The following is a 22,055-nucleotide window of genomic DNA, read 5'->3' on the forward strand; positions in this document are numbered from 1 at the left end:
AGCATGAACAACTTCTTCTATGTCCTTAACGGGAAGAAAATCAAAAGGTTTTTCTTTGTTTTTGCCGCGGCCCTGTTTGCAGCAGGTATCGTCTATGTGGAGCAGAGTCATATCACCGTATTTTCCGAGGAGAGCAGCCCCGCCGCTATCTACAGTGTCCCTACGGAGAAGAAAGTGATCGCCCTGACCTTCGATATCAGTTGGGGAGACAAACGGGCAGAACCGATCCTGAAAGTTCTCAAGGATAAAAATGTTCAAAAGGCTACTTTCTTCATCTCATCTCCTTGGGGAAAAAGCCATCCGGACGTTGTAAAAGCAATTCAGGAACAGGGATATGAAATTGGCAGCCACGGACATAAGCATGATAATTACAGTGATTTAAGCGATGAAGAAATCTCCAAGCAACTTTCCACAGCTCACTCTATTTTAACCGAATTGACCGGAAAAGCACCAAATCTGCTCCGACTCCCTAATGGAGATTTTGACAAACGTGTGTTATCTATTGCTGATAAGATGGGATACAAAGTGATCCAATGGGACACCGATTCTCAGGATTGGCAAAATAAAGGCGTCGACAATATTGTTAATCGCGTCGTTAACAAAGCGCATCCAGGCGATATCGTTCTTCTACATGCCAGTGATTCAGCCAAGCAGACACATGAGGCTCTCCCAGATATTATCGATCAGTTGCGGCAAAAGGGATATGACTTTGTAAGTGTAACTGACTTGCTCCAAGAAGCAGGTGTGAAAGGCAGCGAAGTTCGCGATCAAGCTTGGCTTCAGGGGCAAATCAATACAGCAGCAGGCATGTAATCCCTAAGGCGCACTTAAATGAAAAGGACCATTCATCTCCGTTCTTCACGGAAATGGACAGTCCTTTTTTTCATTATATTCTCTTCAAGTCATTCCTAATTTATCATTTCTTGACTGTGTAACTGTGGAGACTGCTTAGGCTTCAATACGCGGTGCAGAATCAAAATCTGATAAGCATTGCAGGCAATCAGCGGACCAGCAATCCAGGCGGTCGCCTGATCTACCTCGATCTTCAGTACGCCAATCGTCTCTACTATTGTGATAGCAATCATAAAGAATAGAGTTGGTATCCATGCAGATCCATTTGTCATTTTAGCTTTGAAATAAGCTACGACTATGGCAATCACCAAAATAATGATTCCTAGAATAAGATCGGAGTAGGAAGCTTTGTTACCGCCTACAAAAATTCGAAGAACCATTAATTCGAATAACGCCAATGCGGTCAATACAATCTGGATATATTGCCAGGTTCTACGTGAGAAGACGCCCATTCCCATATAATTGACCATCATATATGCGAAGAAGCCCATCTGGGAGTATACACTCACCATGACCCCAACACCTAACAATAAGCCAACATTGACAAGGAAATCAGCCGTCCCATTGAACTTCATTGTATTTGTCGTATCAGTCCACTGTAAGAGTAAGCCAATAACGAGCGAGCCGGCGGCTCCAACCACCAAAGTCGTCCAGAATAAATGCAACCATCTTTTAAAATTCAATTAAGCCACCTCCCACTATCGAAATATTTTACCAATGATTCCAGCAAAAGACCATTGTTTTTCCTCGGATAATTCTTTTTTTTAGCCACATACTACAAACATTGATATTCATAAGGAGGCTGGAATCATGAGGTGGGTAGGTTCTTACCGCTGGCTATCGTGCATCATACTTACTTTTTCGTTAACGGCATGCGGCTCTGATCAAAGCTCAATGCAATCTTCCCAAAGTGGATATAAAGATACAAAATCGATGGTCATCGACATTTTGAAGACCGATGACGGAAAAAAAGCGATCTACGAGGCCTTAAGCTCACCGCAGAGCGAATCCGGCAGCAGTTCGAGCTCATCGTCTGAGTCTGGCTCCGATTCCGGATCAGGTTCTGACTCAGGATCAGGCTCTTCTGGATCAAGCGGTAGTTCGGGCGGTTCTAGTGGTGGATCGGGTGGTGGATCAGGTGGAGGTGGAAATTACGGAATCAAGATGCTCCTTCCATCCAATACCTCTGAAGAAGTCAAAATGGCCGTAAAAGAAACGATTACCTCTCCGGCATACAAAAAGGAAATAGAAAAAATTATGACAGACCCTAAGTTTGCTGGTAATTTCGCCAAGGCCATTAGCGCTCAGAACAAACAGCTCCATATGGACCTGATTAAGGACCCTACTTATCAAAAATCTATGCAGGACATGATGAAGTCACCTGAGATTATGCAGATGTTCTTGGATTTGACCAAGTCTTCGGATTACCGCAAGCAGACGATGACCATCATGCAAGAAGCAATGCAAAGCCCTTTATTCAAAATGGAGGTTATGGAACTGCTTAAGACCGTCGTTCAAGAACAGCTCATACCTAAGGTTGAGAAGCCAGCCGAGGAACAAGGTAAGAAACAGGGTGAGCAACAAGGCGGTAAGGGTGGCGGAGAACAAAAGAAACAAGGTGGAGACAGCGGCTCCGGTGATGAAGGTTAGCTTAACTACCTTATGATAAAAAAGACTGAACCTGTATGGTTCAGTCTTTTTGGCATTTTGTTTCTAATGTAGCAGCGATCTCATCATAAATGAGTCCAATAAATGTCTCCGCTTTATAAACCGATGGAGAGAAGTCAGGTTCCGACGGATGATTGTCCGGCGTTCCAAGTGGGATTTGCGCCAGCAGATCCGTATGCAGCGTCTCAGCTAAGCGTGCACCACCACCGCGGCCAAAGATATAGTCCTTCTTATGACAATCCGAACACTCATAATAGGCCATATTCTCAACCACACCAAGCACTTCATGCTCTGTCTTCAGCGCCATAGCACCTGCTCTGGCAGCGACAAAAGCCGCTGTCGCATGAGGGGTAGTAACAATGATCTCGCGGCTCTGAGGGATCATCTGATGTACATCTAGTGCAACATCTCCTGTTCCCGGCGGCAAATCAAGCAGCATATAATCTAGCTCTCCCCAATTCACATCAGCGAAAAATTGACGCAGCATCTTCCCAAGCATAGGCCCACGCCAAATTACGGGAGTATTCTCCTGGATGAAGAACCCCATCGACATCACCTTCACGCCGAATCTCTCAACTGGCTGAATGACACCATCCTCGATCGCAGGAGTTGTCTCGATCCCCATCATATCTGGTACACTGAAGCCGTATATATCAGCATCAATTAATCCGACTTTTTTGCCGAGACGGGCCAGAGCCACGGCTAGATTTACAGCTACCGTAGATTTACCAACTCCGCCTTTTCCACTGGCTATCGCTATGAAGTGGACTCCTGATTCAGGATCCAGAATCGATAATTGTTCCAGCCCAGCCCCATGCCCTCGTGGAGCTTGTAACGGCGCCTTATCAGATTCACTTGAATTCACGGCTTGTCCTGCTTCCTGGCGCTCATACTCGGAAGGCTCACGGAAGCGTAGATGTAAGTTGCTGACTCCGGCTTCCTTCAGACGAAAACGGATCTCTTCCTCCAGCTTATGGCGCGTATTCCCGTCCTGCTTCAAGGTGATCACCGTCAAAGAAACCTTATCTTCCTTTATCATCATATTGCGTATCCATTGTAAATCGATCAAGCTGCGGCCCAATACAGGTTCTGCAATAGGTCTAAGTATAGCCTCAAGCTGTTCCTTCGTTAACACAGACAACACCCCGAATCTATTTAGTAATCGAATATATTGGCATAATTATGATATTAATTATATCATTTTATGCTGTTGTCTGCTTTGTTTCCGTTTTCTTTTTTGGAAATATATTTCATGATTCCTTGAAAGATCGAAGCAGCCACTTTCTGTTGATACTTCTCATCCCCAAGTAGTCTAGCTTCTTCCGGATTCGATAGGAATCCGACCTCCACCAATACCGCAGGAATTTTCAATTCCTCTAACAAATATACTGACTTATCCGAGCGCTTCGCGACTCTGTCGGTGTTATTCAGGTTATTTCGCAGCTCATCCTGAATAAACTCAGCCAATGTAACGCTGTCCCCATTATTGGTTGAATAGAAGGTTTGCGCTCCGCTCCACCGTGAAGATGGAACACTGTTCATGTGAATACTAACGAACGCCCCAGCCTGGTTCTCTTCGATAGAACGAACCCGCCGAGTCAAATCTTCGGTTTTGCGCTTCTTATATCCTTTAGTATTTGCATCAGCCAGATCACGATCGTCCTCTCTCGTCAAATATACCAACGCACGGCTTGCTGTAAATAATCCGCAGATACAGCGTGACTGCAAGATTAATATCTTTCTCAATCATTCCCTGCTTACTCACCGCTCCCCCATCGGGGCCTCCGTGACCGGCATCAAGAGCAATCGTCATCCCTGCCAGCGGCAGATTCCAATAGCTCGCTGTCTTTATGGCCGGAACTTCATATTTGGCGAATCCAATCAACAGACCCAGCAACCCAATTCCGAGCAGTCCCCATTTCATATGATTTAATGACAGCCAGACACTAATTTTTTTATCCTTGGAGTTCATAAAAAAGCCACCTCCATCTCCATAAATGACACTAATCATCTATATGGGACGAGGTGGACAAATATTACATCTTTACTTCAAAAAAGGCGGTTTTCAGCACCGAGAAGGTTGGATGAAGCTAGGGTCTGAGGAGCGGAGCGTACGTTTTGAGTACGTGAGCACCGGAAGACCCGGCTGAATTCAAGATTCGATGCCGAATATGCTCTCAGTGTTACTTCGTGATCAAAAGCGCCTATATGACAACTTGATGACTCATTCCTTCGATCAGCACCCTTGCCACTTCAGGGCGAGTGAATTCAGGCGGAGGACAAATCCCCTCGCGCAAGAGCCCCCTCACTTTGGTTCCAGACAAGGTCAGATGATCATCTGTGGGATGCGGGCACGTCTTACTCGAAGCCATATTGCCGCATTTCGTGCAGAAGAAGCTATGTTCAAAAAATAAAGGCGTAATCCCTAATTCATCTGATGTAAAATTGCTGAATATCTCCTGTGCTTCATAAGTCCCGTAATAATCCCCTACACCTGCATGGTCTCGGCCGACAATGAAATGGGTGCATCCATAATTTTTGCGAACCATGGCATGAAATATCGCTTCCCGTGGGCCCGCATAGCGCATCGCCGCCGGGAACACTCCCAGAAATGCACGGTTTCGCGGATAATAATTGTCTAGCAGCACCAGATAACTCTGCATTCTGACATCTGCAGGAACATCATCCGACTTCGTCTCGCCCACAAGCGGGTTTAGGAATAAGCCATCGACAATCTCCATCGCACTCTTCTGAATATATTCATGGGCCCGATGTACCGGATTTCTCGTCTGAAAGCCAACCACGGTATTCCATCCCTTATCCGCGAATATACGTCGCGTCTGCTTCGGATCGAAATAGAATTCAGTAAAGCGGTCCGGTCTAGGGCGATGCAGCACTTGCACCGATCCACCAATATAGATAGGAGAACGCTCCAGCAACTTCTTAACCCCTGGATGCTCAGGATCTGTCGTCTTAAATACTCGTCTAGCCTCTTCCTGCTGATCCACTTTATAAAGGCTTCCGATCTCAAGTAAGCCGTATACAACGCTATCCTGCTCACCAACTAAGGCGATCCGCTCTCCTGGGGAGAGCGCCGAAGCTTCCTCTTCGCTTACCGATAAGGTAATTGGAATGCTCCATACTGTACCATCTACAAGCCGCATTTGCCTAACGACCGAATGATAGTCATCCTCGTTCAGGAACCCTGTTAGTGGAGAAAATGCACCGACTCCGATTAAATCGAGGTCAGAGATTGTCCAGGCATTGATACGTACCGATTTCAGTTCCTTGGCTACCTCTAACAAGTGTTCGCGCTCCTCACCTGTCACAAGGCGATTCACGAGTGTACCGCCATGCGGTGAAATTGCCGTCATACTGTATCCTCCCTGTTCATTAACCTTATCCTATTCATCATTTATGCAATCCGCACTCTGTCTTCTCTGAATCTGCCCAGCGGCCTGCACGGGGGTCATCCCCAGGCATAACCGGGCGCGTACAATGTTCACACCCGATACTCGGGTAGTTCTGATCATGCAAAGGATTGTATGCAAGATCATGTTCCCGGATATAATTCCATACATCCTCACTAGTCCAGTTCGCGATCGGATTGAATTTGACAAGTCCAAATTTAACATCGTATTCAATCTTCTTGGCATTAGCTCTCGTCGGAGCTTGATCGCGTCTGATTCCAGTAATCCAAGCTTCGTATTTGGATAGAATCAGGCTTAATGGACCTACTTTACGGATATTACAACATGCGTTTGGATCCTTCTTCCACAGTTCCGCGCCATATTGCTCCTCCTGCTCCTCCGGAGTAATATCCGGAGACACTTTGACGAATTTTACACCGTAACTTTCCTCCAGCTTATCCCGGGTCTCGTAAGTTTCCTTGAAATGAAAATCGGTATCCAGGTAAAAGATGTCCGTCTTCGGACTAATCTTCTGCAGCATGTCTACAAGCACTACATCCTCAGCACCAAAGCTACAGGCAAAGGTGATATTAGGAAATGTCTCAACTGCCCAAGTGATTATCTCCTGCGGTGAAGCCCCCTCCAGTTCGACAGCTTTCTCCTCAATCAATGCTTCTTTCTCCAGTAAATTCATGCTCCGCCCCCCATGTCTTGGAATAAGTCCTACTAATCAGATTAGAATTGTCACTTATAGTATAAATATTTCCAAATAGAAGTCAATAAAAAAAGCACCCACTTGGGCGCTTCTCTTAACTAATACTTATATGTGTTGTTCATAGGATGATCAGTAGGCTTCTGGGAAGCACTAATCATAAGAAGAATGCCTGTAATGAGATGCATAATCATACCAAGGATAGGGATCCAGGCAATGACCGAAGTAATTATTCCGACAATTGAACCATACTTCGATTCCTGATTATTAGCGGACAAGACTAGTGTAATGATATGTAGTACGAACATGATGAAAAGCGGTATGTATGAGGTCCCCATTATGATCAGTCCGCCGAGCACCGGAATACCAAGGAAAAGTTCCAAGCCTCCAGTCACCCATTTAAGCGTTCTCGCGTTGTTAGACATAGAATACTCCTTTCTCTAAAAGATTTTTGTTCTTACAAATCAAATATACCAGAACAATAACCCAATATACACCATTTTATTGATATTCAGGAAAACCGATTAAGGCAAATCATAAACACCGTATAAGATGTAAAAAGCCCCTGGCCGGTTGGCCAAGGGCATATTGTGCAAATATTAACGCTTCGAGAATTGTGGCGCGCGACGAGCGGCTTTAAGACCGTATTTCTTACGTTCTTTCATCCGTGGGTCACGAGTCAAGAATCCTGCTTTTTTCAATGCAGGACGGAATTCAGGGTCAGCTTTGAGCAATGCACGGGAAATACCGTGGCGGATTGCTCCTGCTTGACCGGAGATACCGCCGCCATGAGCAATAACGATTACGTCATAGCTGCCAAGCGTTTCCGTCAAATTCAAAGGTTGTTTTACGATCAGTTTAAGAGTTTCCAGACCGAAATATTCATTGATATCACGTTTATTAATGACAATGCGTCCTTCACCCGGTACAAGGCGAACACGAGCTACCGAATGTTTACGACGACCTGTCCCATAGTATTGTACTTGTGCCATGAAACTGTCCTCCCTTTTTATTATCCGCGAAGTTCGTAAACTTCAGGTTTTTGTGCTGCATGTGGATGTTCTGTTCCAGCGTAAGCTTTCAGTCTCAGCTTCATTTTCTCGCCCATGCGAGTCTTAGGAAGCATACCGAATACAGCCGATTCAATTACACGTTCAGGTTTAGTGTTCAAAAGATCCTTAGCAACAGTCACTTTCAAACCACCTGGGTGCAGGGAATGACGATAATATTTCTTGTTATCCAACTTCTTGCCAGTAAGAACAATCTTCTCAGCGTTGATTACGATAACAAAGTCACCGCCGTCAACGTGTGGTGTAAAGCTTGGTTTATGTTTGCCGCGAATGATTGCAGCAGCTTCGCTTGCCAAACGGCCCAGCGTTTTGCCTTCGGCATCAATGATGTGCCATTTGCGCTCAACTTCAGCTGGCTTCGCCATGTAGGTGGTACGCATGTAATGATCCTCCTTCATTCTCGTTCAATCGTTCATTTATCTTCGCACTTGTCATTTACAATTAAGCAATTCGTAAATTAACTAACTTGTGTTTATCTTAATCGGGGCCGTGGGATAGCCATTAAGAAACACAACTTCTATTTTACAGGATGAAAAAGCAATGTGCAAGTATTATTTATAAGATTACCTGCTATTCTTCGATCTCATCCCATTCAAGCAAGTCAGCTTCATGGCCCCCATCCTCATGGTAAAGAACCTCCCATAGCATCAGCCCTTTACTCTCTGCGGTTGGTCCGGCTGCAGCACGGTCTTGTGCCTCCAATATCCTCTTCATATCCTCTGGCTTACGCTTACCCTCACCCACCTGTAACAGGGTACCAACGATAATTCTCACCATATGCTGCAAAAAGCCACTGCCAGTCATAAATATATGGATGATCCCCTGTTCATGTGAACCAGAGCAGTTGCAAGACTGATCCATTTCAATCCAGGCATCGTAGATCGTTCGCACATGGCTCGCCTTGGTGGAATGACGAGAAGCAAAGGAAGTATAATCATGAGTACCAATTAAGTACTTCAGCCCTTCCTGCATGCTCTCAACGTTCAGCCGTCCAGGATGATGGACTTGATAACGGCGGTTAAATACATCCGGTATCCGATTCGCGTTGATTGTAAATCTGTATGTCTTCCGTTTCGCCGATCGACGGGCATGAAAGGACAGCGGAACCTCCTGTACATTCGTTACACGTATATCGGCTGGTAGTCGACCATTCAGTGCCAATCTCCATCGATCCACCGGAATTTTCGACTCCGTATGCACATGGAAAGGTTGCTCTTTGGCATGCACCCCGGCATCTGTACGCCCGAACCGTGGATCTTCACGACCTCGCCTGTCAAACCAAGAATAGCCGCCTCCAGATGGTCCTGAACGGTGTTGCCACCGGGCTGGGTCTGAAACCCAAAGTATTCAGTTCCATCGTAGCTGACTGTCATTAACAGGTTACGCATTAAGATCCTCCCTCCGGTAAACACTAGACTTAGAGGTAGTTCAAAAAGTCCGCTTTTGAACACGAAGTAACACTGAGAGCTGATTCGACATCGAATCTTGAATTCACCCGGGCCTTCCGGTGCTCACGTACACACTACGTACGCTCCGCTCCTCACGCCCTAGCTTCATCCAACCTTCTCGGTGCTGAAAACCAGACTTTTTGAACACACAATTTAAGAGGTAGTCCAAAAAGCCCGCTTTTGAACCATTTCACCCCTACGCACAGAAAAACTCTCCGCAGCTGAGCCACATAAGGCGAGCCGACAGAGAGTTTCACGTACAATGGGTTATCCCCGGTATTACGCGCGGTCTACCAATTCCAAGTAAACCATAGGCGCAGAGTCACCGCGGCGTGGTCCCAATTTCAAGATACGAGTGTATCCGCCTGGACGCTCAGAGTAGCGTGGTGCCAGCTCCGAGAACAGTTTTTGGATTGCATCTTGTTGACCGTCGATGGATTCACGACGAACATAAGCTGCAACTTGACGACGAGCGTGCAGATCTCCTTGTTTTGCCTTAGTGATCAGCTTCTCAGCGATAGAACGAACTTCTTTCGCTTTAGCTTCAGTCGTTTGGATACGTTCATATAAGAACAGGTCGGTTACCAGATCACGGAACAAAGCCTTACGAGCGCTGGAATTACGGCCCAACTTTTGGTATGCCATTTGAGTTTTCCCTCCTTCGCTAGAGACGATTCACAAAGAGTCTATTCTTCCGTACGAAGCCCTAAACCGAGCTCCTCAAGCTTCTCTTGAACTTCTTCCAAAGATTTACGACCAAGGTTACGCACCTTCATCATATCTTCTTCCGTTTTCGTGGTCAGCTCTTGTACCGTATTGATGCCGGCACGTTTGAGGCAGTTATAAGAGCGAACGGAAAGATCGAGCTCTTCAATCGTCATTTCAAGAACTTTCTCTTTCTTGTCTTCTTCCTTCTCAACCATGATTTCAGCGTCCTTCGCTTCGTCAGTCAAACCAACGAACAGGAAGAGATGCTCGGTCAAGATTTTAGCACCGAGACTAACCGCTTCTTCAGGTTTAATGCTGCCATCGGTCCATACTTCAAGCGTCAGCTTGTCATAGTTGGTCACTTGGCCAACACGGGTATTCTCAACAACGTAATTGACGCGAGTAATCGGGGTATAGATCGAATCGACGGGAATAACTCCGATCGGCTGATCGTCTCGTTTATTACGATCTGCTTGAACATAACCACGACCACGTCCCGCGTAAATGCGCATATGAAGTCTCGAACCCGGCTCAAGCGTTGCAATATGAAGCTCCGGATTCAGGATTTCCACATCGCTGTCCGCACGGATATCACCTGCTGTAACTACTCCTTCACCTTCCGCATCGATCTCAAGGATTTTCTCCTCATCCGAATGGATTTTAAGTGAAAGAGCCTTCAGGTTCAGAATGATTTCCGTCACGTCCTCCATTACACCTGGGACAGTCGAGAATTCATGCAGAACACCATCGATTTGGACCGAGGTTACCGCAGCACCAGGCAAGGAAGATAGTAAAATCCGGCGAAGCGAGTTACCCAAAGTGGTGCCATAACCACGCTCAAGTGGTTCCACTACAAATTTACCATAGGTGCCTTCATCGTTAACTTCAACGGTCTCAATTTTCGGCTTTTCGATTTCTATCACGAAAGTACCCCTCCTTCAAACACTCGTTCCTACGCAAACTGCCATGTCTACTGAAGTCTTATCATGTAGTATGCCTAAACAACCATTGTTACCAAAAAATGCTGTTGCTATACCACATTAGATGCGGCTTCATTATACACGACGGCGTTTTGGAGGACGGCATCCATTGTGAGGAATCGGAGTCACGTCTTTAATCATGTTAACTTCAAGGCCTGCCGCTTGCAAAGAGCGGATAGCGGCTTCACGGCCGGCTCCAGGACCTTTAACCATAACCTCAACAGTTTTCATGCCATGTTCCATAGCTGCTTTTGCAGCAGCTTCAGCTGCCATTTGTGCAGCAAACGGAGTGGATTTACGGGAACCCTTAAATCCAAGACCGCCGGAACTAGCCCATGAAATTGCGTTGCCATGTGGGTCTGTAATCGTAACGATCGTATTGTTAAAAGTGGAGCGAATATGTGCTACACCAGTCTCAATATTTTTGCGATCACGACGTTTTGTACGTACGACTTTTTTGGGTTTAGCCATTGTTCAGTTATCCTCCCTTCTTATTTCTTCTTGTTCGCTACAGTACGACGAGGACCCTTACGAGTACGGGCATTCGTTTTAGTACGTTGTCCGCGAACAGGCAGGCCACGACGATGACGTACACCGCGGTAGCATCCGATTTCGATCAAACGTTTAATATTTAAAGAAATTTCACGACGCAAGTCACCTTCAACCTTGACCATCTTGTCGATCGTTTCGCGTAGTTTGCTAACCTCATCTTCCGTCAAATCACGAACACGAGTGTCCGGATTGATGCCTGTTGTGCTCAGGATTTTCTGGGAAGTCGTTTTACCGATTCCGAAAATGTAAGTTAAGGCGATCTCAACGCGTTTATCACGTGGCAAATCCACACCAGCTATACGTGCCATTTTACGCTACACCCCCTTCTTTAACCTTGTTTTTGTTTGTGTTTAGGATTTTCACAAATCACCATAACGTGGCCTTTGCGACGAATGACTTTGCATTTTTCGCAAATAGGCTTTACAGAAGGTCTTACCTTCATGTTGACTACCTCCTCAAAGTCTTGCGAAGCAAAACTCTCTTCGTAAGGATTAGCTAAGTTTAACTCAGCTTTGCAGAGTAAACTCACTTCATAATAAGATTAACCAAGTTCTACAAAAGTAAAACACGGTTCGATAGCAGCCTGTAACGACAAGCAATTCCATCATACTAAAAAAGCTAAGTTACACTCAACCTTAATATAGTACCACAAAATAAAAGTAAAAGATATGGTATCTATTTACGATATGTGATACGTCCTTTGGTCAGATCATATGGTGATAATTGAACCACCACTTTATCTCCCGTCAGAATCCGAATAAAGTGCATCCGCAATTTACCGGATACGTGAGCGAGAATTTGATGACCGTTCTCAAGCTCTACCTTAAATGTAGCATTAGGCAACGGCTCTACAACCGTTCCTTCTACCTCAATAACATCTTCTTTGGACACATTCAGTCTCCTTTCTCTTCGGCATTAGCATTGGCGGATGCTATATATGTGCTAACTGCATGACGCAGTTTGCCGTTCGTCACCCTACCGCTCTCTTGCAAACTTTGAACTACCTCACTGCTGATCATGGACTGAAGTTCAAGATGTTGCACATTTTTTCGCTTAGGCTGATCAAATTTACGCTTATCCCCATTCGCGATTAACACGAACCGGTCATCCACAATATCAATGATCACATAAGCGTCGCCAGCATCTCTGCCTTTCAGCACCTTCACCAGCTGGCCAACTTGTGGTACAGAGCGGTGCATCATGATATCCACCTACTCATCCAGCTTAGTAAGGATCTCCATGCCGTCGGCCGTGACTGCTACTGTATGCTCAAAGTGAGCACAGAGTGAGCCATCCACAGTAACGACTGTCCAATTATCTTCCAGCGTTCTTACGAATCGCTCTCCCGCATTAACCATCGGTTCAATAGCAAGGACCATACCTGGCTTAAGCCGAGGTCCGCGGTCAGGCGTTCCGTAATTCGGAATTTGTGGCTCTTCGTGCAGTTCTGTTCCTACGCCGTGACCGACATATTCACGAACCACCGAGAAACCTGCATCCTCAATATGACGTTGGATTGCATGCGATATCGTATATAAGCGTACATCGGGCTTAACTAGAGCCAAGCCAGCGAATAGAGAACCTTCAGTTACATCCAAAAGTCTCTGTGCATCAGCGGATATTTCACCAACTGGATACGTCCATGCCGAGTCTCCATGATAGCCACGATATTGCGCACCTATATCAAGCGTAATGATGTCGCCTTCGTTCAATTTGCGTTTGCCGGGAAAGCCGTGTACCAATTCATCGTTGACCGAAGCGCAAATGCTGTAAGGAAAACCGTTGTAATCCTTAAAAGACGGCAAGGCGCTTTGACTGCGTATGAACTTGTCGGCGATGTGATCGAGTTCACCCGTCGTAATTCCAGGCTCAATTGAATTCGCCATGAGCCTATGCGTTTCCGCGACGATCCGCCCTGCTTCTCTCAAAAAGCCTAGTTCCGTTTCGGATTTACATATGATCATTACACCTGACCTCGCAGTATAGATACGATCTCATTGGAAACCGAATCAATTTCCTGTTCTCCATCAACTTGACGAAGCAAATCTTTATCTTCATAAAACTTGAGGAGAGGTGCAGTTTTGTTGATATATTCGTCCAGTCGAGTGCCCACGCTCTCTTCGTTGTCGTCGGAGCGTTGGTACAGCTCACCGCCGCACTTATCACAAACACCTTCCTGAGCAGGAGGATTAAAGATCACATGATAAGTAGATCCGCAAGACTTGCAGATACGACGTCCAGTAAGACGCGCCATCAGCTTATCACGATCTACCTTCAGGTTAATGACATGCTCCAGTTTTCTGCCAAGCTCGCTCAGCAGTTCTTCCAGCGCTTCCGCTTGCGAAAGGGTTCTTGGAAAACCGTCCAATAAAAAACCTTTTTCGCAATCGGACTGCTGCAGGCGCTCACGAACGATGCCAACTGTAACATCATCAGGCACCAGGAGGCCCTTATCAATATACTCCTTCGCTTTCATTCCAACAGGAGTGCCCTGCTTCATAGCCAGACGAAATGCATCGCCTGTTGAAATATGCGGAATGCCGAATTCGTTAACGATAACCTCAGCTTGTGTCCCTTTACCTGCTCCAGGAGGCCCCATGAATAAAACGTTCATGTTTTTTCACTCCCTCCTAGAATCTCCTTACAAGAAACAGCATAATAGGCGCCAGGAGAGCTGTAGAACAAACTCGGCCTGGTACCTATTTACTATTTATTAATAAAGCCTTTATAGTGCCGTTTAATCAATTGTCCCTCAATGGTCTTCATCGTATCCAGTGCAACACCGATTACGATCAGAATCGAGGTTCCTCCGATTTGTACAGACTTAGGCAGGTTTGCCAGAGCACCTAAACCAACCGGAAGGATTGAAATAGCAGCCAGGAACAGAGCTCCTGTCATTGTTAGACGAGTCAATACCCGAGTCAAATAAGTTTGTGTCGCTTTGCCCGGACGAATGCCTGGAATAAAGCCGCCATTCTTCTTCATGTTCTCAGCAAGTTGCTGCGGGTTCATCTGCACAAAAGTGTAGAAGAACGTGAATCCAATGATCATCACAACATAAAGCACCATACCTAATGCATGGTCGATAGCGAAGTTAGCTCTAATCCATTGTGCCCAGCCATGAGTTGACCAGAAACTAGCAATGATAACCGGGAATTGCAAAAGCGATACAGCGAAGATGACTGGAATAACGCCCGCCGAGTTGATCTTCAACGGAATATGTGTATTCTGGCCACCATACATCTTATTGCCCACAACGCGCTTTGCATATTGTACTGGAATTTTACGAATCGCTTGTTGGATGAAGATAACACCAACAATGATTAGAACACAGACTAGCACAATCGCGATCGCTTTAACCACATTCATGAAGGTTTGTCCTTCAACGATGAATTCGGAATGAGCAATATTCTGTATATGAGTTGGGAAAGCAGCGACGATCCCGGCAAAGATAATCAACGAAATACCGTTGCCAATCCCTTTATCCGTGATCTGCTCACCGAGCCACATCAAGAACGAAGTACCTGCTGTCAACACAATGGCGATGACAAGATAATCCGCAAATGTAGCATTAGGTACCATCTCAGTGCCATACAAACGGTTGAATCCGACTGAAGTCGCAAATGCTTGAATCAATGCCAGAACTACCGTGCCGTAGCGGGTAATTTGGGCCATTTTCTTCTTACCATACTCCCCTTGTTTCGCCCATTCCGCAAACTTCGGAATGACGTCCATGGAGAGTAGTTGAACAATAATGGACGCCGTAATGTACGGCATAATCCCGAGCGCAAAGATGGAGAAGTGTTTGAGAGCACCGCCCGAGAAGGTGTTCAGGAACCCGAACAACTCGCTTCCGGCATTGTTTACCGACTCAAACACTCGGGTATCAATACCCGGAACCGGAACGAAAGATCCGATCCGATAGATGATGAAGATAAACAGTGTAAACAGAATACGTGTGCGCAGGTCCTTCACGTGCCAAATGTTCTTAATGGTTTTAAACATTAGATCACCTCGGTTTTACCGCTGGCAGCCTCGATTTTCTCTACCGCAGATTGAGAGAACTTATTAGCTTTAACCGTCAATTTGACAGTAACTTCACCGTTGCCAAGAATCTTGATGCCGCTTTTAGCGTTTTTCACGATACCTTGTTCCATCAACAGTTCAGGAGTAACCTCTGTACCCGCCGCAAAGCTGTTAAGTTCCTCGATGTTCACAATCGCATACTCTTTCCGCGTCGGATTGATAAATCCGCGTTTTGGCAAGCGACGATACAGCGGGTTTTGACCGCCTTCGAAGCCCGGACGAACACCACCGCCGGAACGAGCGTTTTGACCTTTGTGACCACGCGTAGATGTTTTACCCATACCACTACCAGTACCGCGACCAACGCGTTTGCGTTCGTGACGGGAACCAGCAGCTGGGGAAAGCTCATGTAACTTCATCGTTCGTTGCACCTCCTTATTTATTGTTGGCATTAGCCCATAACATCAACCCGCTTAATGCGGGTCTGTCTGTACTGAATGCAGTTATCGCTTCAGATTACTCCGCAATTTCTTGAACCGAAACGAGATGGCTTACTTGGTTAACCATGCCACGAATAGCAGGATTATCGTTGTGAACCACAGTTTGGTTGATTTTGCGAAGTCCCAATGTTTTCACGGTAGTACGTTGGTTCTCCGGACGTCCGATCAAACTACGCACGAGGGTAATTTGCAATTTAGCCATGAGAATTCCCTCCTTAACCGAGTAGTTCTTCGACGGATTTACCGCGTAATTTCGCAACATCTTCAGCACGCTTCAGACGGGACAAACCCTCCAAAGTCGCGTTGACCATGTTGATGGAATTCGAAGAACCTAAAGATTTTGTAAGAATGTCGCCTACGCCTGCAAGTTCGAGAACCGCACGAACAGGACCACCGGCGATAACTCCTGTACCTTCTGAAGCTGGTTTCAGCAGAACGCTACCAGCGCCAAAACGTCCAGTTACCAAGTGAGGAATTGTAGTTCCTACGATTGGTACGTAGATAAGATTTTTCTTCGCATCGTCAATACCTTTGCGAATCGCATCTGGAACCTCGCCAGCTTTACCGATACCAGCACCAACCCAGCCTTTGCCGTCACCGACAACAACCAGCGCGCTGAAGCTAAAACGACGTCCGCCTTTAACTACTTTAGCAACACGGTTAATGTGTACTACTCTTTCAGTCAGTTCTAAAGTGTTCGGATCTACACGCAAGTGATTTACCTCCTTTTATAAATATTTTAGAATTCAAGACCTGCTTCACGAGCTGCTTCTGCCAGAGCTTGAATACGTCCATGGTACAAGTAACCGCCGCGGTCAAATACCACAACTTTCTTGCCTTCTGCTTGTGCGCGTTTAGCGATCAATTCGCCAACCATACGTGCAGATGCAACGTCACCGCCGTTCTTGATTTCTCCACTCAACTCTTTATCAACCGTCGAAGCGGATACGATCGTTACGCCAGCCACATCATCGATCAATTGAGCATAGATGTGTTTGGAAGAACGGAATACGTTAAGTCTTGGACGTTCAGCCGTACCAGTCACTTTTTTACGTACACGCAAATGTCTTTTCAGACGTGCTTTATTCTTATCGCCTTTTGTGATCATGACTTCCATTTCACTCCCTTCGGTTTACCTTCAAGCCATTTGTCGATTATGCTGCCCCAAGGCAAGCATAATAAGAAGAAACATTATTTCTTCTTACCAGCTTTACCTTCTTTGCGAATAATGCGTTCGCCTTCATACTTGATACCTTTACCTTTATATGGCTCAGGTGCACGTACAGCACGAACGTTCGCAGCATATTCGCCTACGCGTTCTTTATTGATCCCTTTAACGATAATCTTCGTGTTAGTAGGAACTTCAAATTCGATGCCTGCTTCTGGAGTGATCTCTACTGGATGAGAATACCCAACGTTGAGTACCAATTTCTCGCCGGACTTGCTTGCGCGGTATCCAACACCAACCAGTTCAAGAGTCTTAGTATAACCTTCAGTTACCCCGTTCACCATGTTGCTCACGACACTACGAGTAGTACCGTGTAGGGAACGATGCAATTTATTATCAGAAGGACGTTCAACGAGGATTTGGTTGTCTTCAACCGTTACCTTCATGTCCTTATGAATCTCACGAGTCAAAGTGCCTTTAGGGCCCTTTACTGTAATGACGTTATTGTTAAGTGTGACATCCACACCACTAGGTACTGTAATTGGTTTGCGACCAATACGTGACATTTGCTGCACCTCCTTGTTTTGTGACTTTAATTACCAAACGTAGCAGAGAACTTCTCCGCCGGCTTTCGCTTGACGAGCTTCCTTATCGGTCATAACTCCCTTGGAAGTAGAGATAATCGCGATACCCAAGCCACCGAGAACACGCGGAACTTCGTTGCTCTTCGTATATACGCGAAGACCTGGTTTACTGATTCTTTTCAAACCAGTAATAACACGCTCGCTGTTGGATCCGTATTTCAAGAAAATACGAATGATCCCTTGTTTATTATCATCGATATACTCCGCATCACGGATGAAACCTTCACGCTTCAAGATCTCAGCGATTTGTTTCTTGATCGTGGATGCAGGCATTTCCACCGTTTCGTGACGAACTGTGTTCGCGTTACGAATACGTGTAAGCATATCTGCAATTGGATCTGAAATGTTCATTCATGAAACCTCCTTCCCGTTGTTGATGGTTTACCAGCTTGCCTTCTTAACGCCAGGGATCTGGCCTTTATATGCTAATTCGCGGAAGCAAATTCTGCAGATTTTAAACTTTTGCAATACTGAGTGTGGACGACCACAACGTTCGCAGCGAGTATAAGCCCGCACTTTAAATTTTGGCGCACGTTGTTGTTTAACTTTCATCGAAGTTTTTGCCACTGAACCTGACACCTCCTAAATATTCTCGGAGCTTTTATGCCATTTATTATTTAACAAATGGCATTCCGAGTTGAGTGAGCAGCTCGCGGGACTCTTCGTCCGTTTTAGCTGTCGTAACGATAACGATATCCATACCACGTACTTTATCAACTTTGTCATACTCGATCTCAGGGAAGATCAATTGTTCCTTAAGACCAAGTGTGTAGTTACCGCGTCCATCGAATGCTTTGTTCGATACGCCGTGGAAGTCACGAACGCGAGGAAGCGTTACATTGAACAATTTGTCAAGGAAATAGTACATGCGTTCGCCGCGAAGAGTAACCTTCACACCAATCGGCATGTTCTCACGAAGTTTGAAACCAGCGATGGATTTCTTAGCGCGAGTAATTACTGGTTTTTGACCAGCGATAAGTTGCATATCATTAACTGCAGCATCAAGTACTTTCGAGTTAGCAACTGCGTCACCAACACCCATGTTGATAACTACTTTCTCGATTTTAGGCACTTGCATTACTGTAGTGTAGTTGAATTTTTGAATCAAAGCAGGTGTTACTTCGTTCAAAAAGCGTTCTTTCATTCTTGCTGCCATGAGTCATGGACCTCCTTTCTTAACGTTCCTGGATTAGTCGATTACTTCACCGGATTTTTTAGCTACACGAACTTTCTTGCCGTTGTCCAATACTTTGTAACCGATACGAGTTACTTTTCCGCTCTTAGGATCAACATGCATTACGTTCGATACGTGAATCGGAGCTTCCTTCTCGATAATTCCACCTTGTGGATTTAATTGGCTTGGCTTTTGGTGTTTTTTCACCATGTTCACGCCTTCCACAAGAACGCGGTTCTCACGAGGATAAGCGGCAATGACGCGGCCTTTCTTGCCTTTGTCTTTACCGGAGATCACGATTACCGTATCATCCTTCTTAACATGAAGCTTATTGTTGTGGGATTCCAGAATCTTTTTCAATCTAGGCATTTGTTTACACCTCCTGTTTCGAACACTTAACGTACCTTAGGATACGTTATCTTTATTAGATAACTTCCGGAGCCAAGGAAACGATTTTCATGAAGTCCTTATCGCGAAGCTCGCGGGCAACTGGTCCGAAAATACGAGTACCACGTGGGCTCTTGTCTTCTTTAACAACTACCGCTGCATTTTCATCAAATGCGATGTAAGAACCGTCTTTACGACGAACGGAACGTTTAGTACGAACCACAACCGCTCTAACTACATCACCTTTTTTGACAACGCCGCCTGGTGTTGCTTGTTTCACAGAACAAACGATCAAATCGCCAATTTGTGCTGTGCGACGACCAGTACCACCCAAAACGCGAATACACATCAGTTCCTTCGCGCCAGAGTTATCAGCCACCTTCAAACGTGTAAATGGTTGAATCATCGTTATATCCTCCCTTCGATCGAAACTACGGTGCTATTAAATGATAATCGCTTTTTCAACGACTTCAACGAGTCTCCAGCGCTTGTCTTTAGACAACGGGCGTGTTTCAGCAATTTTAACAGTATCACCGATTTTAGCAGTATTGTTCTCATCATGTGCTTTAAACTTCTTCGTATATTTCATGCGTTTATGATAAAGGTCATGCTTCTTGTAGGTTTCAACAGCTACAACAATGGTTTTATCCATTTTGTCACTAACGACTTTACCAATTTGCACTTTACGGGCGTTACGTTCGCTCATGGTTAGCCTCCTTCCTAAACTTTCACGCTTAGATTTGACTAAGCACTATATTAACCAATCCCTAGTTCTCTTTGACGTAATACGGTTTTAGCACGAGCTATTTCCTTGCGCACATCACGGATCCGAGTCGGGTTATCAAGCTGGCCTGTAGCCAATTGAAAACGGAGGTTAAAGAGTTCTTCTTTAAATCCTGCAACTTTTTGTTCAATCTCAGCAGTGGTTAAGTTGCGAAGTTCATTAGCTTTCATTTGCTTCACCACCCACTTCTTCACGTTTCACAAACTTCGTTTTGATTGGCAATTTGTGAGCGGCAAGACGCATAGCTTCGCGAGCAACCTCTTCCGATACACCAGCAAGTTCAAACATGATCTTACCAGGTTTCACAACTGCAACCCATTTTTCAACGTTACCTTTACCGCTACCCATCCGGACTTCAAGAGGCTTTTGAGTAATCGGCTTGTCAGGGAAAATTTTAATCCATACTTTACCGCCACGTTTGATGTAACGCGTCATAGCAATACGCGCTGCTTCAATTTGACGGTTCGTAATCCAAGTTGGCTCAAGAGCTTGCAGACCGTATTCACCGAAGTTCAATTCAGTGCCGCCTTTTGCTTGGCCTCTCATACTACCGCGTTGTTGCTTGCGGTGTTTTACACGTTTTGGTACCAACATGATTAGTTGCCTCCTTCCTGAGCAGCTGGTTGTTTCTTAGCCGTAGGAAGAACCTCTCCACGATAGATCCATACTTTTACGCCAATACGTCCATAAGTCGTATGTGCTTCTGCTGTACCGTAATCAATGTCAGCACGGAGCGTATGAAGTGGAACAGTTCCTTCGCTGTAGCCCTCTGTACGAGCAATTTCAGCACCGCCGAGACGACCGCTGACTGCTGTCTTAATCCCTTTCGCTCCCGAACGCATAGTTCTTTGGATTGCTTGCTTCAAAGCACGACGGAAAGAAACACGACGTTCCAATTGTTGTGCGATGCTCTCAGCAACGAGAATTGCGTCAAGATCAGGGTGTTTAATTTCAGAAATATTGATGTGAACTTTTTTGCCACCTGCGATTTTTGTAATTTCATTACGCAGATTTTCAACTTCCGAACCACCTTTACCGATAACCATACCTGGCTTCGCGGTGTGGATCGTCACGTTCACACGATTAGCCGCTCTCTCGATTTCAATACGAGATACTGCGGAGTCTTTCAATTTATTTTTCAGGTGTTCACGAATTTTAACGTCTTCAAGCAAGAGATCACCGAAATCTTTGCCTGCATACCATTTGGATTCCCAATCACGGATAATCCCTACTCGTAATCCGATCGGATTTACCTTTTGGCCCACACGTTTTCCCTCCTTATTTTTCGGATACCACCAAAGTAATGTGGCTGGTGCGTTTGTTGATCCGGCTTGCACGTCCCATTGCACGAGGACGGAAACGTTTCATTGTCGGACCTTGGTTTACGTAAGCTTGCGTAATAACCAATTTATTTACATCCATAGAATAGTTATGCTCAGCATTCGCAATCGCCGAATTCAAAAGCTTCTCCAGGATCGGGGAAGCGCCCTTTGGAGTGTGGCGTAGAATCGCGATCGCATCGCCTACTTGCTTACCACGGATCAAGTCAACTACGAGTTGAGCTTTACGGGAGCAATTCGAACAGACTTTACATGTGCTTTAGCTTCCATGTGTTGTTACCTCCTCTCAAACGAAGAACTTATCGATTAACGTCTCGTTTTCTTGTCGTCATCCGTATGACCTTTGTAGGTACGGGTTGGAGCAAATTCACCAAGTTTATGTCCTACCATGTCTTCTGTTACATATACCGGTACGTGTTTACGTCCGTCATATACACCAAAAGTTTGGCCGATGAATTGTGGGAAAATTGTCGAACGGCGCGACCAAGTTTTAATAACAACCTTCTTGTTCGATGCGCTCGCCTCTTCCACCTTTTTCAACAAATATCCGTCAATAAAAGGTCCTTTTTTAAGACTACGGCTCATTTAATATCCTCCCTTCACGCTGCATGGTTCGATCTATAATTCACTGC

34 protein-coding genes and 3 pseudogenes are annotated in these 22,055 nt (G+C 45.5%); 2 read left to right on the forward strand and 35 right to left on the reverse strand.

Going from position 1 to position 22,055, the window contains the following annotated elements; all coding sequences use genetic code 11:
- Positions 1–3 precede the first annotated feature (3 nt).
- Positions 4–813 (forward strand): polysaccharide deacetylase family sporulation protein PdaB, encoded by an 810-nt coding sequence (gene pdaB, locus RE628_RS25605; RefSeq protein ID WP_309156061.1) that lies wholly within the window; start codon positions 4–6, stop codon positions 811–813.
- Positions 814–908: 95 nt separating this feature from the next.
- Here pdaB and RE628_RS25610 read toward each other — a convergent pair whose 3' ends face one another.
- A complete protein-coding gene (locus tag RE628_RS25610; RefSeq protein ID WP_309156062.1) occupies positions 909–1,535 on the reverse strand; it encodes a KinB-signaling pathway activation protein in 627 nt (208 codons plus the stop codon).
- Between the two features lie 127 nt (positions 1,536–1,662).
- Here RE628_RS25610 and gerD point away from each other — a divergent pair, with 127 nt between their 5' ends.
- The gene (gene gerD, locus RE628_RS25615) at positions 1,663–2,502 is read left to right on the forward strand and encodes a spore germination lipoprotein GerD (protein ID WP_309156064.1); all 840 of its coding nucleotides are present in this window, start codon (positions 1,663–1,665) and stop codon (positions 2,500–2,502) included.
- A gap of 40 nt (positions 2,503–2,542) precedes the next feature.
- On the opposite strand, the gene RE628_RS25620 is transcribed toward gerD, so the two are convergent.
- The 34 genes and pseudogenes from RE628_RS25620 to rpsS all read right to left on the reverse strand — a co-directional run bounded on the left by RE628_RS25620 (position 2,543) and on the right by rpsS (position 22,008).
- On the reverse strand, positions 2,543–3,655 hold the full coding sequence (locus tag RE628_RS25620) for an Mrp/NBP35 family ATP-binding protein (RefSeq protein ID WP_309156067.1): 1,113 nt from the start codon (positions 3,653–3,655) through the stop codon (positions 2,543–2,545).
- Between the two features lie 62 nt (positions 3,656–3,717).
- Positions 3,718–4,492, reverse strand: a pseudogene (cwlD, locus tag RE628_RS25625) (N-acetylmuramoyl-L-alanine amidase CwlD).
- A gap of 232 nt (positions 4,493–4,724) precedes the next feature.
- Positions 4,725–5,894: a sulfate adenylyltransferase gene (gene sat / locus RE628_RS25630; RefSeq protein WP_309156069.1), complete on the reverse strand. Its 1,170-nt coding sequence runs from the start codon at positions 5,892–5,894 to the stop codon at positions 4,725–4,727.
- A 37-nt stretch (positions 5,895–5,931) separates the two neighbouring features.
- Positions 5,932–6,624: a phosphoadenylyl-sulfate reductase gene (locus RE628_RS25635; protein WP_309156070.1), complete on the reverse strand. Its 693-nt coding sequence runs from the start codon at positions 6,622–6,624 to the stop codon at positions 5,932–5,934.
- Positions 6,625–6,743: 119 nt separating this feature from the next.
- Positions 6,744–7,067 carry a hypothetical protein gene (locus tag RE628_RS25640; protein ID WP_309156072.1) on the reverse strand — a complete coding sequence of 108 codons (324 nt, stop codon included), beginning with the start codon at positions 7,065–7,067 and terminating at the stop codon, positions 6,744–6,746.
- A 174-nt stretch (positions 7,068–7,241) separates the two neighbouring features.
- Positions 7,242–7,634: a 30S ribosomal protein S9 gene (rpsI, locus tag RE628_RS25645; RefSeq protein ID WP_120463601.1), complete on the reverse strand. Its 393-nt coding sequence runs from the start codon at positions 7,632–7,634 to the stop codon at positions 7,242–7,244.
- A 20-nt stretch (positions 7,635–7,654) separates the two neighbouring features.
- Positions 7,655–8,092 (reverse strand): 50S ribosomal protein L13, encoded by a 438-nt coding sequence (rplM, locus tag RE628_RS25650; protein WP_309156076.1) that lies wholly within the window; start codon positions 8,090–8,092, stop codon positions 7,655–7,657.
- 190 nt (positions 8,093–8,282) lie between these two features.
- Positions 8,283–9,100: pseudogene (gene truA, locus RE628_RS25655) on the reverse strand (tRNA pseudouridine(38-40) synthase TruA).
- A 339-nt stretch (positions 9,101–9,439) separates the two neighbouring features.
- Positions 9,440–9,805, reverse strand: coding sequence for a 50S ribosomal protein L17 (rplQ, locus tag RE628_RS25660; protein ID WP_068779126.1), 366 nt, complete (start codon positions 9,803–9,805; stop codon positions 9,440–9,442).
- Between the two features lie 41 nt (positions 9,806–9,846).
- Positions 9,847–10,791: a DNA-directed RNA polymerase subunit alpha gene (locus RE628_RS25665; protein ID WP_068779125.1), complete on the reverse strand. Its 945-nt coding sequence runs from the start codon at positions 10,789–10,791 to the stop codon at positions 9,847–9,849.
- 132 nt (positions 10,792–10,923) lie between these two features.
- Entirely contained in the window at positions 10,924–11,319 is a 396-nt protein-coding gene (gene rpsK / locus RE628_RS25670; RefSeq protein WP_309156082.1) for a 30S ribosomal protein S11, read from the reverse strand.
- A 20-nt stretch (positions 11,320–11,339) separates the two neighbouring features.
- Positions 11,340–11,708, reverse strand: coding sequence for a 30S ribosomal protein S13 (rpsM, locus tag RE628_RS25675; RefSeq protein ID WP_309156085.1), 369 nt, complete (start codon positions 11,706–11,708; stop codon positions 11,340–11,342).
- Positions 11,709–11,728: 20 nt separating this feature from the next.
- Positions 11,729–11,842 (reverse strand): 50S ribosomal protein L36, encoded by a 114-nt coding sequence (gene rpmJ / locus RE628_RS25680; protein WP_068779123.1) that lies wholly within the window; start codon positions 11,840–11,842, stop codon positions 11,729–11,731.
- Between the two features lie 233 nt (positions 11,843–12,075).
- A complete protein-coding gene (gene infA / locus RE628_RS25685; RefSeq protein WP_068779122.1) occupies positions 12,076–12,291 on the reverse strand; it encodes a translation initiation factor IF-1 in 216 nt (71 codons plus the stop codon).
- 2 nt (positions 12,292–12,293) lie between these two features.
- A complete protein-coding gene (locus tag RE628_RS25690; protein ID WP_309156093.1) occupies positions 12,294–12,602 on the reverse strand; it encodes a KOW domain-containing RNA-binding protein in 309 nt (102 codons plus the stop codon).
- 9 nt (positions 12,603–12,611) lie between these two features.
- The gene (gene map / locus RE628_RS25695) at positions 12,612–13,364 is read right to left on the reverse strand and encodes a type I methionyl aminopeptidase (protein WP_309156096.1); all 753 of its coding nucleotides are present in this window, start codon (positions 13,362–13,364) and stop codon (positions 12,612–12,614) included.
- Entirely contained in the window at positions 13,364–14,014 is a 651-nt protein-coding gene (locus RE628_RS25700) for an adenylate kinase (RefSeq protein ID WP_309156100.1), read from the reverse strand. Before RE628_RS25700 ends, map begins: the two co-directional genes overlap by 1 nt.
- Before the next feature lie 92 nt (positions 14,015–14,106).
- Positions 14,107–15,405, reverse strand: a complete 1,299-nt coding sequence (gene secY / locus RE628_RS25705) for a preprotein translocase subunit SecY (protein WP_309156104.1) — start codon at positions 15,403–15,405, stop codon at positions 14,107–14,109.
- Entirely contained in the window at positions 15,405–15,845 is a 441-nt protein-coding gene (rplO, locus tag RE628_RS25710) for a 50S ribosomal protein L15 (protein WP_309156107.1), read from the reverse strand. Before rplO ends, secY begins: the two co-directional genes overlap by 1 nt.
- Before the next feature lie 97 nt (positions 15,846–15,942).
- Complete coding sequence (gene rpmD, locus RE628_RS25715; RefSeq protein WP_309156110.1) at positions 15,943–16,128, reverse strand: 50S ribosomal protein L30; 186 nt, start codon at positions 16,126–16,128, stop codon at positions 15,943–15,945.
- 13 nt (positions 16,129–16,141) lie between these two features.
- Positions 16,142–16,639, reverse strand: coding sequence for a 30S ribosomal protein S5 (gene rpsE / locus RE628_RS25720; protein WP_068779115.1), 498 nt, complete (start codon positions 16,637–16,639; stop codon positions 16,142–16,144).
- A gap of 26 nt (positions 16,640–16,665) precedes the next feature.
- On the reverse strand, positions 16,666–17,034 hold the full coding sequence (gene rplR, locus RE628_RS25725) for a 50S ribosomal protein L18 (RefSeq protein ID WP_309156114.1): 369 nt from the start codon (positions 17,032–17,034) through the stop codon (positions 16,666–16,668).
- Between the two features lie 83 nt (positions 17,035–17,117).
- Positions 17,118–17,660, reverse strand: coding sequence for a 50S ribosomal protein L6 (gene rplF, locus RE628_RS25730; protein ID WP_309156116.1), 543 nt, complete (start codon positions 17,658–17,660; stop codon positions 17,118–17,120).
- 30 nt (positions 17,661–17,690) lie between these two features.
- Complete coding sequence (gene rpsH, locus RE628_RS25735; protein WP_309156118.1) at positions 17,691–18,089, reverse strand: 30S ribosomal protein S8; 399 nt, start codon at positions 18,087–18,089, stop codon at positions 17,691–17,693.
- Positions 18,090–18,119: 30 nt separating this feature from the next.
- Entirely contained in the window at positions 18,120–18,305 is a 186-nt protein-coding gene (locus RE628_RS25740; RefSeq protein ID WP_010348808.1) for a type Z 30S ribosomal protein S14, read from the reverse strand.
- Positions 18,306–18,351: 46 nt separating this feature from the next.
- Positions 18,352–18,894 carry a 50S ribosomal protein L5 gene (gene rplE / locus RE628_RS25745; protein WP_309156125.1) on the reverse strand — a complete coding sequence of 181 codons (543 nt, stop codon included), beginning with the start codon at positions 18,892–18,894 and terminating at the stop codon, positions 18,352–18,354.
- A 33-nt stretch (positions 18,895–18,927) separates the two neighbouring features.
- A complete protein-coding gene (gene rplX, locus RE628_RS25750; protein WP_127002990.1) occupies positions 18,928–19,281 on the reverse strand; it encodes a 50S ribosomal protein L24 in 354 nt (117 codons plus the stop codon).
- A 55-nt stretch (positions 19,282–19,336) separates the two neighbouring features.
- Positions 19,337–19,705, reverse strand: coding sequence for a 50S ribosomal protein L14 (gene rplN / locus RE628_RS25755; RefSeq protein ID WP_309156129.1), 369 nt, complete (start codon positions 19,703–19,705; stop codon positions 19,337–19,339).
- A 36-nt stretch (positions 19,706–19,741) separates the two neighbouring features.
- Positions 19,742–20,005 carry a 30S ribosomal protein S17 gene (gene rpsQ, locus RE628_RS25760; protein WP_309156132.1) on the reverse strand — a complete coding sequence of 88 codons (264 nt, stop codon included), beginning with the start codon at positions 20,003–20,005 and terminating at the stop codon, positions 19,742–19,744.
- A 50-nt stretch (positions 20,006–20,055) separates the two neighbouring features.
- Positions 20,056–20,253, reverse strand: coding sequence for a 50S ribosomal protein L29 (rpmC, locus tag RE628_RS25765; protein WP_309156135.1), 198 nt, complete (start codon positions 20,251–20,253; stop codon positions 20,056–20,058).
- Positions 20,243–20,677 (reverse strand): 50S ribosomal protein L16, encoded by a 435-nt coding sequence (gene rplP, locus RE628_RS25770; protein ID WP_309156139.1) that lies wholly within the window; start codon positions 20,675–20,677, stop codon positions 20,243–20,245. Before rplP ends, rpmC begins: the two co-directional genes overlap by 11 nt.
- Positions 20,678–20,679: 2 nt before the next feature.
- The gene (rpsC, locus tag RE628_RS25775; protein ID WP_309156142.1) at positions 20,680–21,348 is read right to left on the reverse strand and encodes a 30S ribosomal protein S3; all 669 of its coding nucleotides are present in this window, start codon (positions 21,346–21,348) and stop codon (positions 20,680–20,682) included.
- 13 nt (positions 21,349–21,361) lie between these two features.
- Positions 21,362–21,693, reverse strand: a pseudogene (gene rplV, locus RE628_RS25780) (50S ribosomal protein L22).
- Between the two features lie 36 nt (positions 21,694–21,729).
- The gene (gene rpsS, locus RE628_RS25785) at positions 21,730–22,008 is read right to left on the reverse strand and encodes a 30S ribosomal protein S19 (RefSeq protein ID WP_309156144.1); all 279 of its coding nucleotides are present in this window, start codon (positions 22,006–22,008) and stop codon (positions 21,730–21,732) included.
- Between the last annotated feature and the right edge of the window lie 47 nt (positions 22,009–22,055).

This window comes from Paenibacillus sp. D2_2, assembly GCF_031199965.1.
Classification (GTDB): Bacteria; Bacillota; Bacilli; order Paenibacillales; family Paenibacillaceae; genus Fontibacillus.

Excerpts from the sequence above, each read along its gene's own strand:
- sat (WP_309156069.1), bottom strand. The coding sequence starts at position 5,894 with ATGACGGCAATTTCACCGCATGGCGGTACACTCGTGAATCGCCTTGTG.
- rpsK (WP_309156082.1), bottom strand. The coding sequence starts at position 11,319 with ATGGCTAAACCCAAAAAAGTCGTACGTACAAAACGTCGTGATCGCAAA.
- rplP (WP_309156139.1), bottom strand. The coding sequence starts at position 20,677 with ATGTTGGTACCAAAACGTGTAAAACACCGCAAGCAACAACGCGGTAGT.
- rplO (WP_309156107.1), bottom strand. The coding sequence starts at position 15,845 with ATGAAGTTACATGAGCTTTCCCCAGCTGCTGGTTCCCGTCACGAACGC.
- rpmJ (WP_068779123.1), bottom strand. The coding sequence starts at position 11,842 with ATGAAGGTAAGACCTTCTGTAAAGCCTATTTGCGAAAAATGCAAAGTC.
- rpsQ (WP_309156132.1), bottom strand. The coding sequence starts at position 20,005 with ATGAGCGAACGTAACGCCCGTAAAGTGCAAATTGGTAAAGTCGTTAGT.
- secY (WP_309156104.1), bottom strand. The coding sequence starts at position 15,405 with ATGTTTAAAACCATTAAGAACATTTGGCACGTGAAGGACCTGCGCACA.
- rplR (WP_309156114.1), bottom strand. The coding sequence starts at position 17,034 with ATGATCACAAAAGGCGATAAGAATAAAGCACGTCTGAAAAGACATTTG.
- map (WP_309156096.1), bottom strand. The coding sequence starts at position 13,364 with ATGATCATATGTAAATCCGAAACGGAACTAGGCTTTTTGAGAGAAGCA.
- rplF (WP_309156116.1), bottom strand. The coding sequence starts at position 17,660 with ATGTCACGTATTGGTCGCAAACCAATTACAGTACCTAGTGGTGTGGAT.
- RE628_RS25635 (WP_309156070.1), bottom strand. The coding sequence starts at position 6,624 with ATGAATTTACTGGAGAAAGAAGCATTGATTGAGGAGAAAGCTGTCGAA.
- rplX (WP_127002990.1), bottom strand. The coding sequence starts at position 19,281 with ATGCCTAGATTGAAAAAGATTCTGGAATCCCACAACAATAAGCTTCAT.
- rpsI (WP_120463601.1), bottom strand. The coding sequence starts at position 7,634 with ATGGCACAAGTACAATACTATGGGACAGGTCGTCGTAAACATTCGGTA.
- rpsH (WP_309156118.1), bottom strand. The coding sequence starts at position 18,089 with ATGAACATTTCAGATCCAATTGCAGATATGCTTACACGTATTCGTAAC.
- RE628_RS25700 (WP_309156100.1), bottom strand. The coding sequence starts at position 14,014 with ATGAACGTTTTATTCATGGGGCCTCCTGGAGCAGGTAAAGGGACACAA.
- rplN (WP_309156129.1), bottom strand. The coding sequence starts at position 19,705 with ATGATTCAACCATTTACACGTTTGAAGGTGGCTGATAACTCTGGCGCG.
- pdaB (WP_309156061.1), top strand. The coding sequence starts at position 4 with ATGAACAACTTCTTCTATGTCCTTAACGGGAAGAAAATCAAAAGGTTT.
- rpsM (WP_309156085.1), bottom strand. The coding sequence starts at position 11,708 with ATGGCACGTATAGCTGGTGTGGATTTGCCACGTGATAAACGCGTTGAG.
- rpsS (WP_309156144.1), bottom strand. The coding sequence starts at position 22,008 with ATGAGCCGTAGTCTTAAAAAAGGACCTTTTATTGACGGATATTTGTTG.
- RE628_RS25640 (WP_309156072.1), bottom strand. The coding sequence starts at position 7,067 with ATGTCTAACAACGCGAGAACGCTTAAATGGGTGACTGGAGGCTTGGAA.
- rpmD (WP_309156110.1), bottom strand. The coding sequence starts at position 16,128 with ATGGCTAAATTGCAAATTACCCTCGTGCGTAGTTTGATCGGACGTCCG.
- gerD (WP_309156064.1), top strand. The coding sequence starts at position 1,663 with ATGAGGTGGGTAGGTTCTTACCGCTGGCTATCGTGCATCATACTTACT.
- rpmC (WP_309156135.1), bottom strand. The coding sequence starts at position 20,253 with ATGAAAGCTAATGAACTTCGCAACTTAACCACTGCTGAGATTGAACAA.
- rplE (WP_309156125.1), bottom strand. The coding sequence starts at position 18,894 with ATGGCAGCAAGAATGAAAGAACGCTTTTTGAACGAAGTAACACCTGCT.
- rplQ (WP_068779126.1), bottom strand. The coding sequence starts at position 9,805 with ATGGCATACCAAAAGTTGGGCCGTAATTCCAGCGCTCGTAAGGCTTTG.
- RE628_RS25690 (WP_309156093.1), bottom strand. The coding sequence starts at position 12,602 with ATGATGCACCGCTCTGTACCACAAGTTGGCCAGCTGGTGAAGGTGCTG.
- rplM (WP_309156076.1), bottom strand. The coding sequence starts at position 8,092 with ATGCGTACCACCTACATGGCGAAGCCAGCTGAAGTTGAGCGCAAATGG.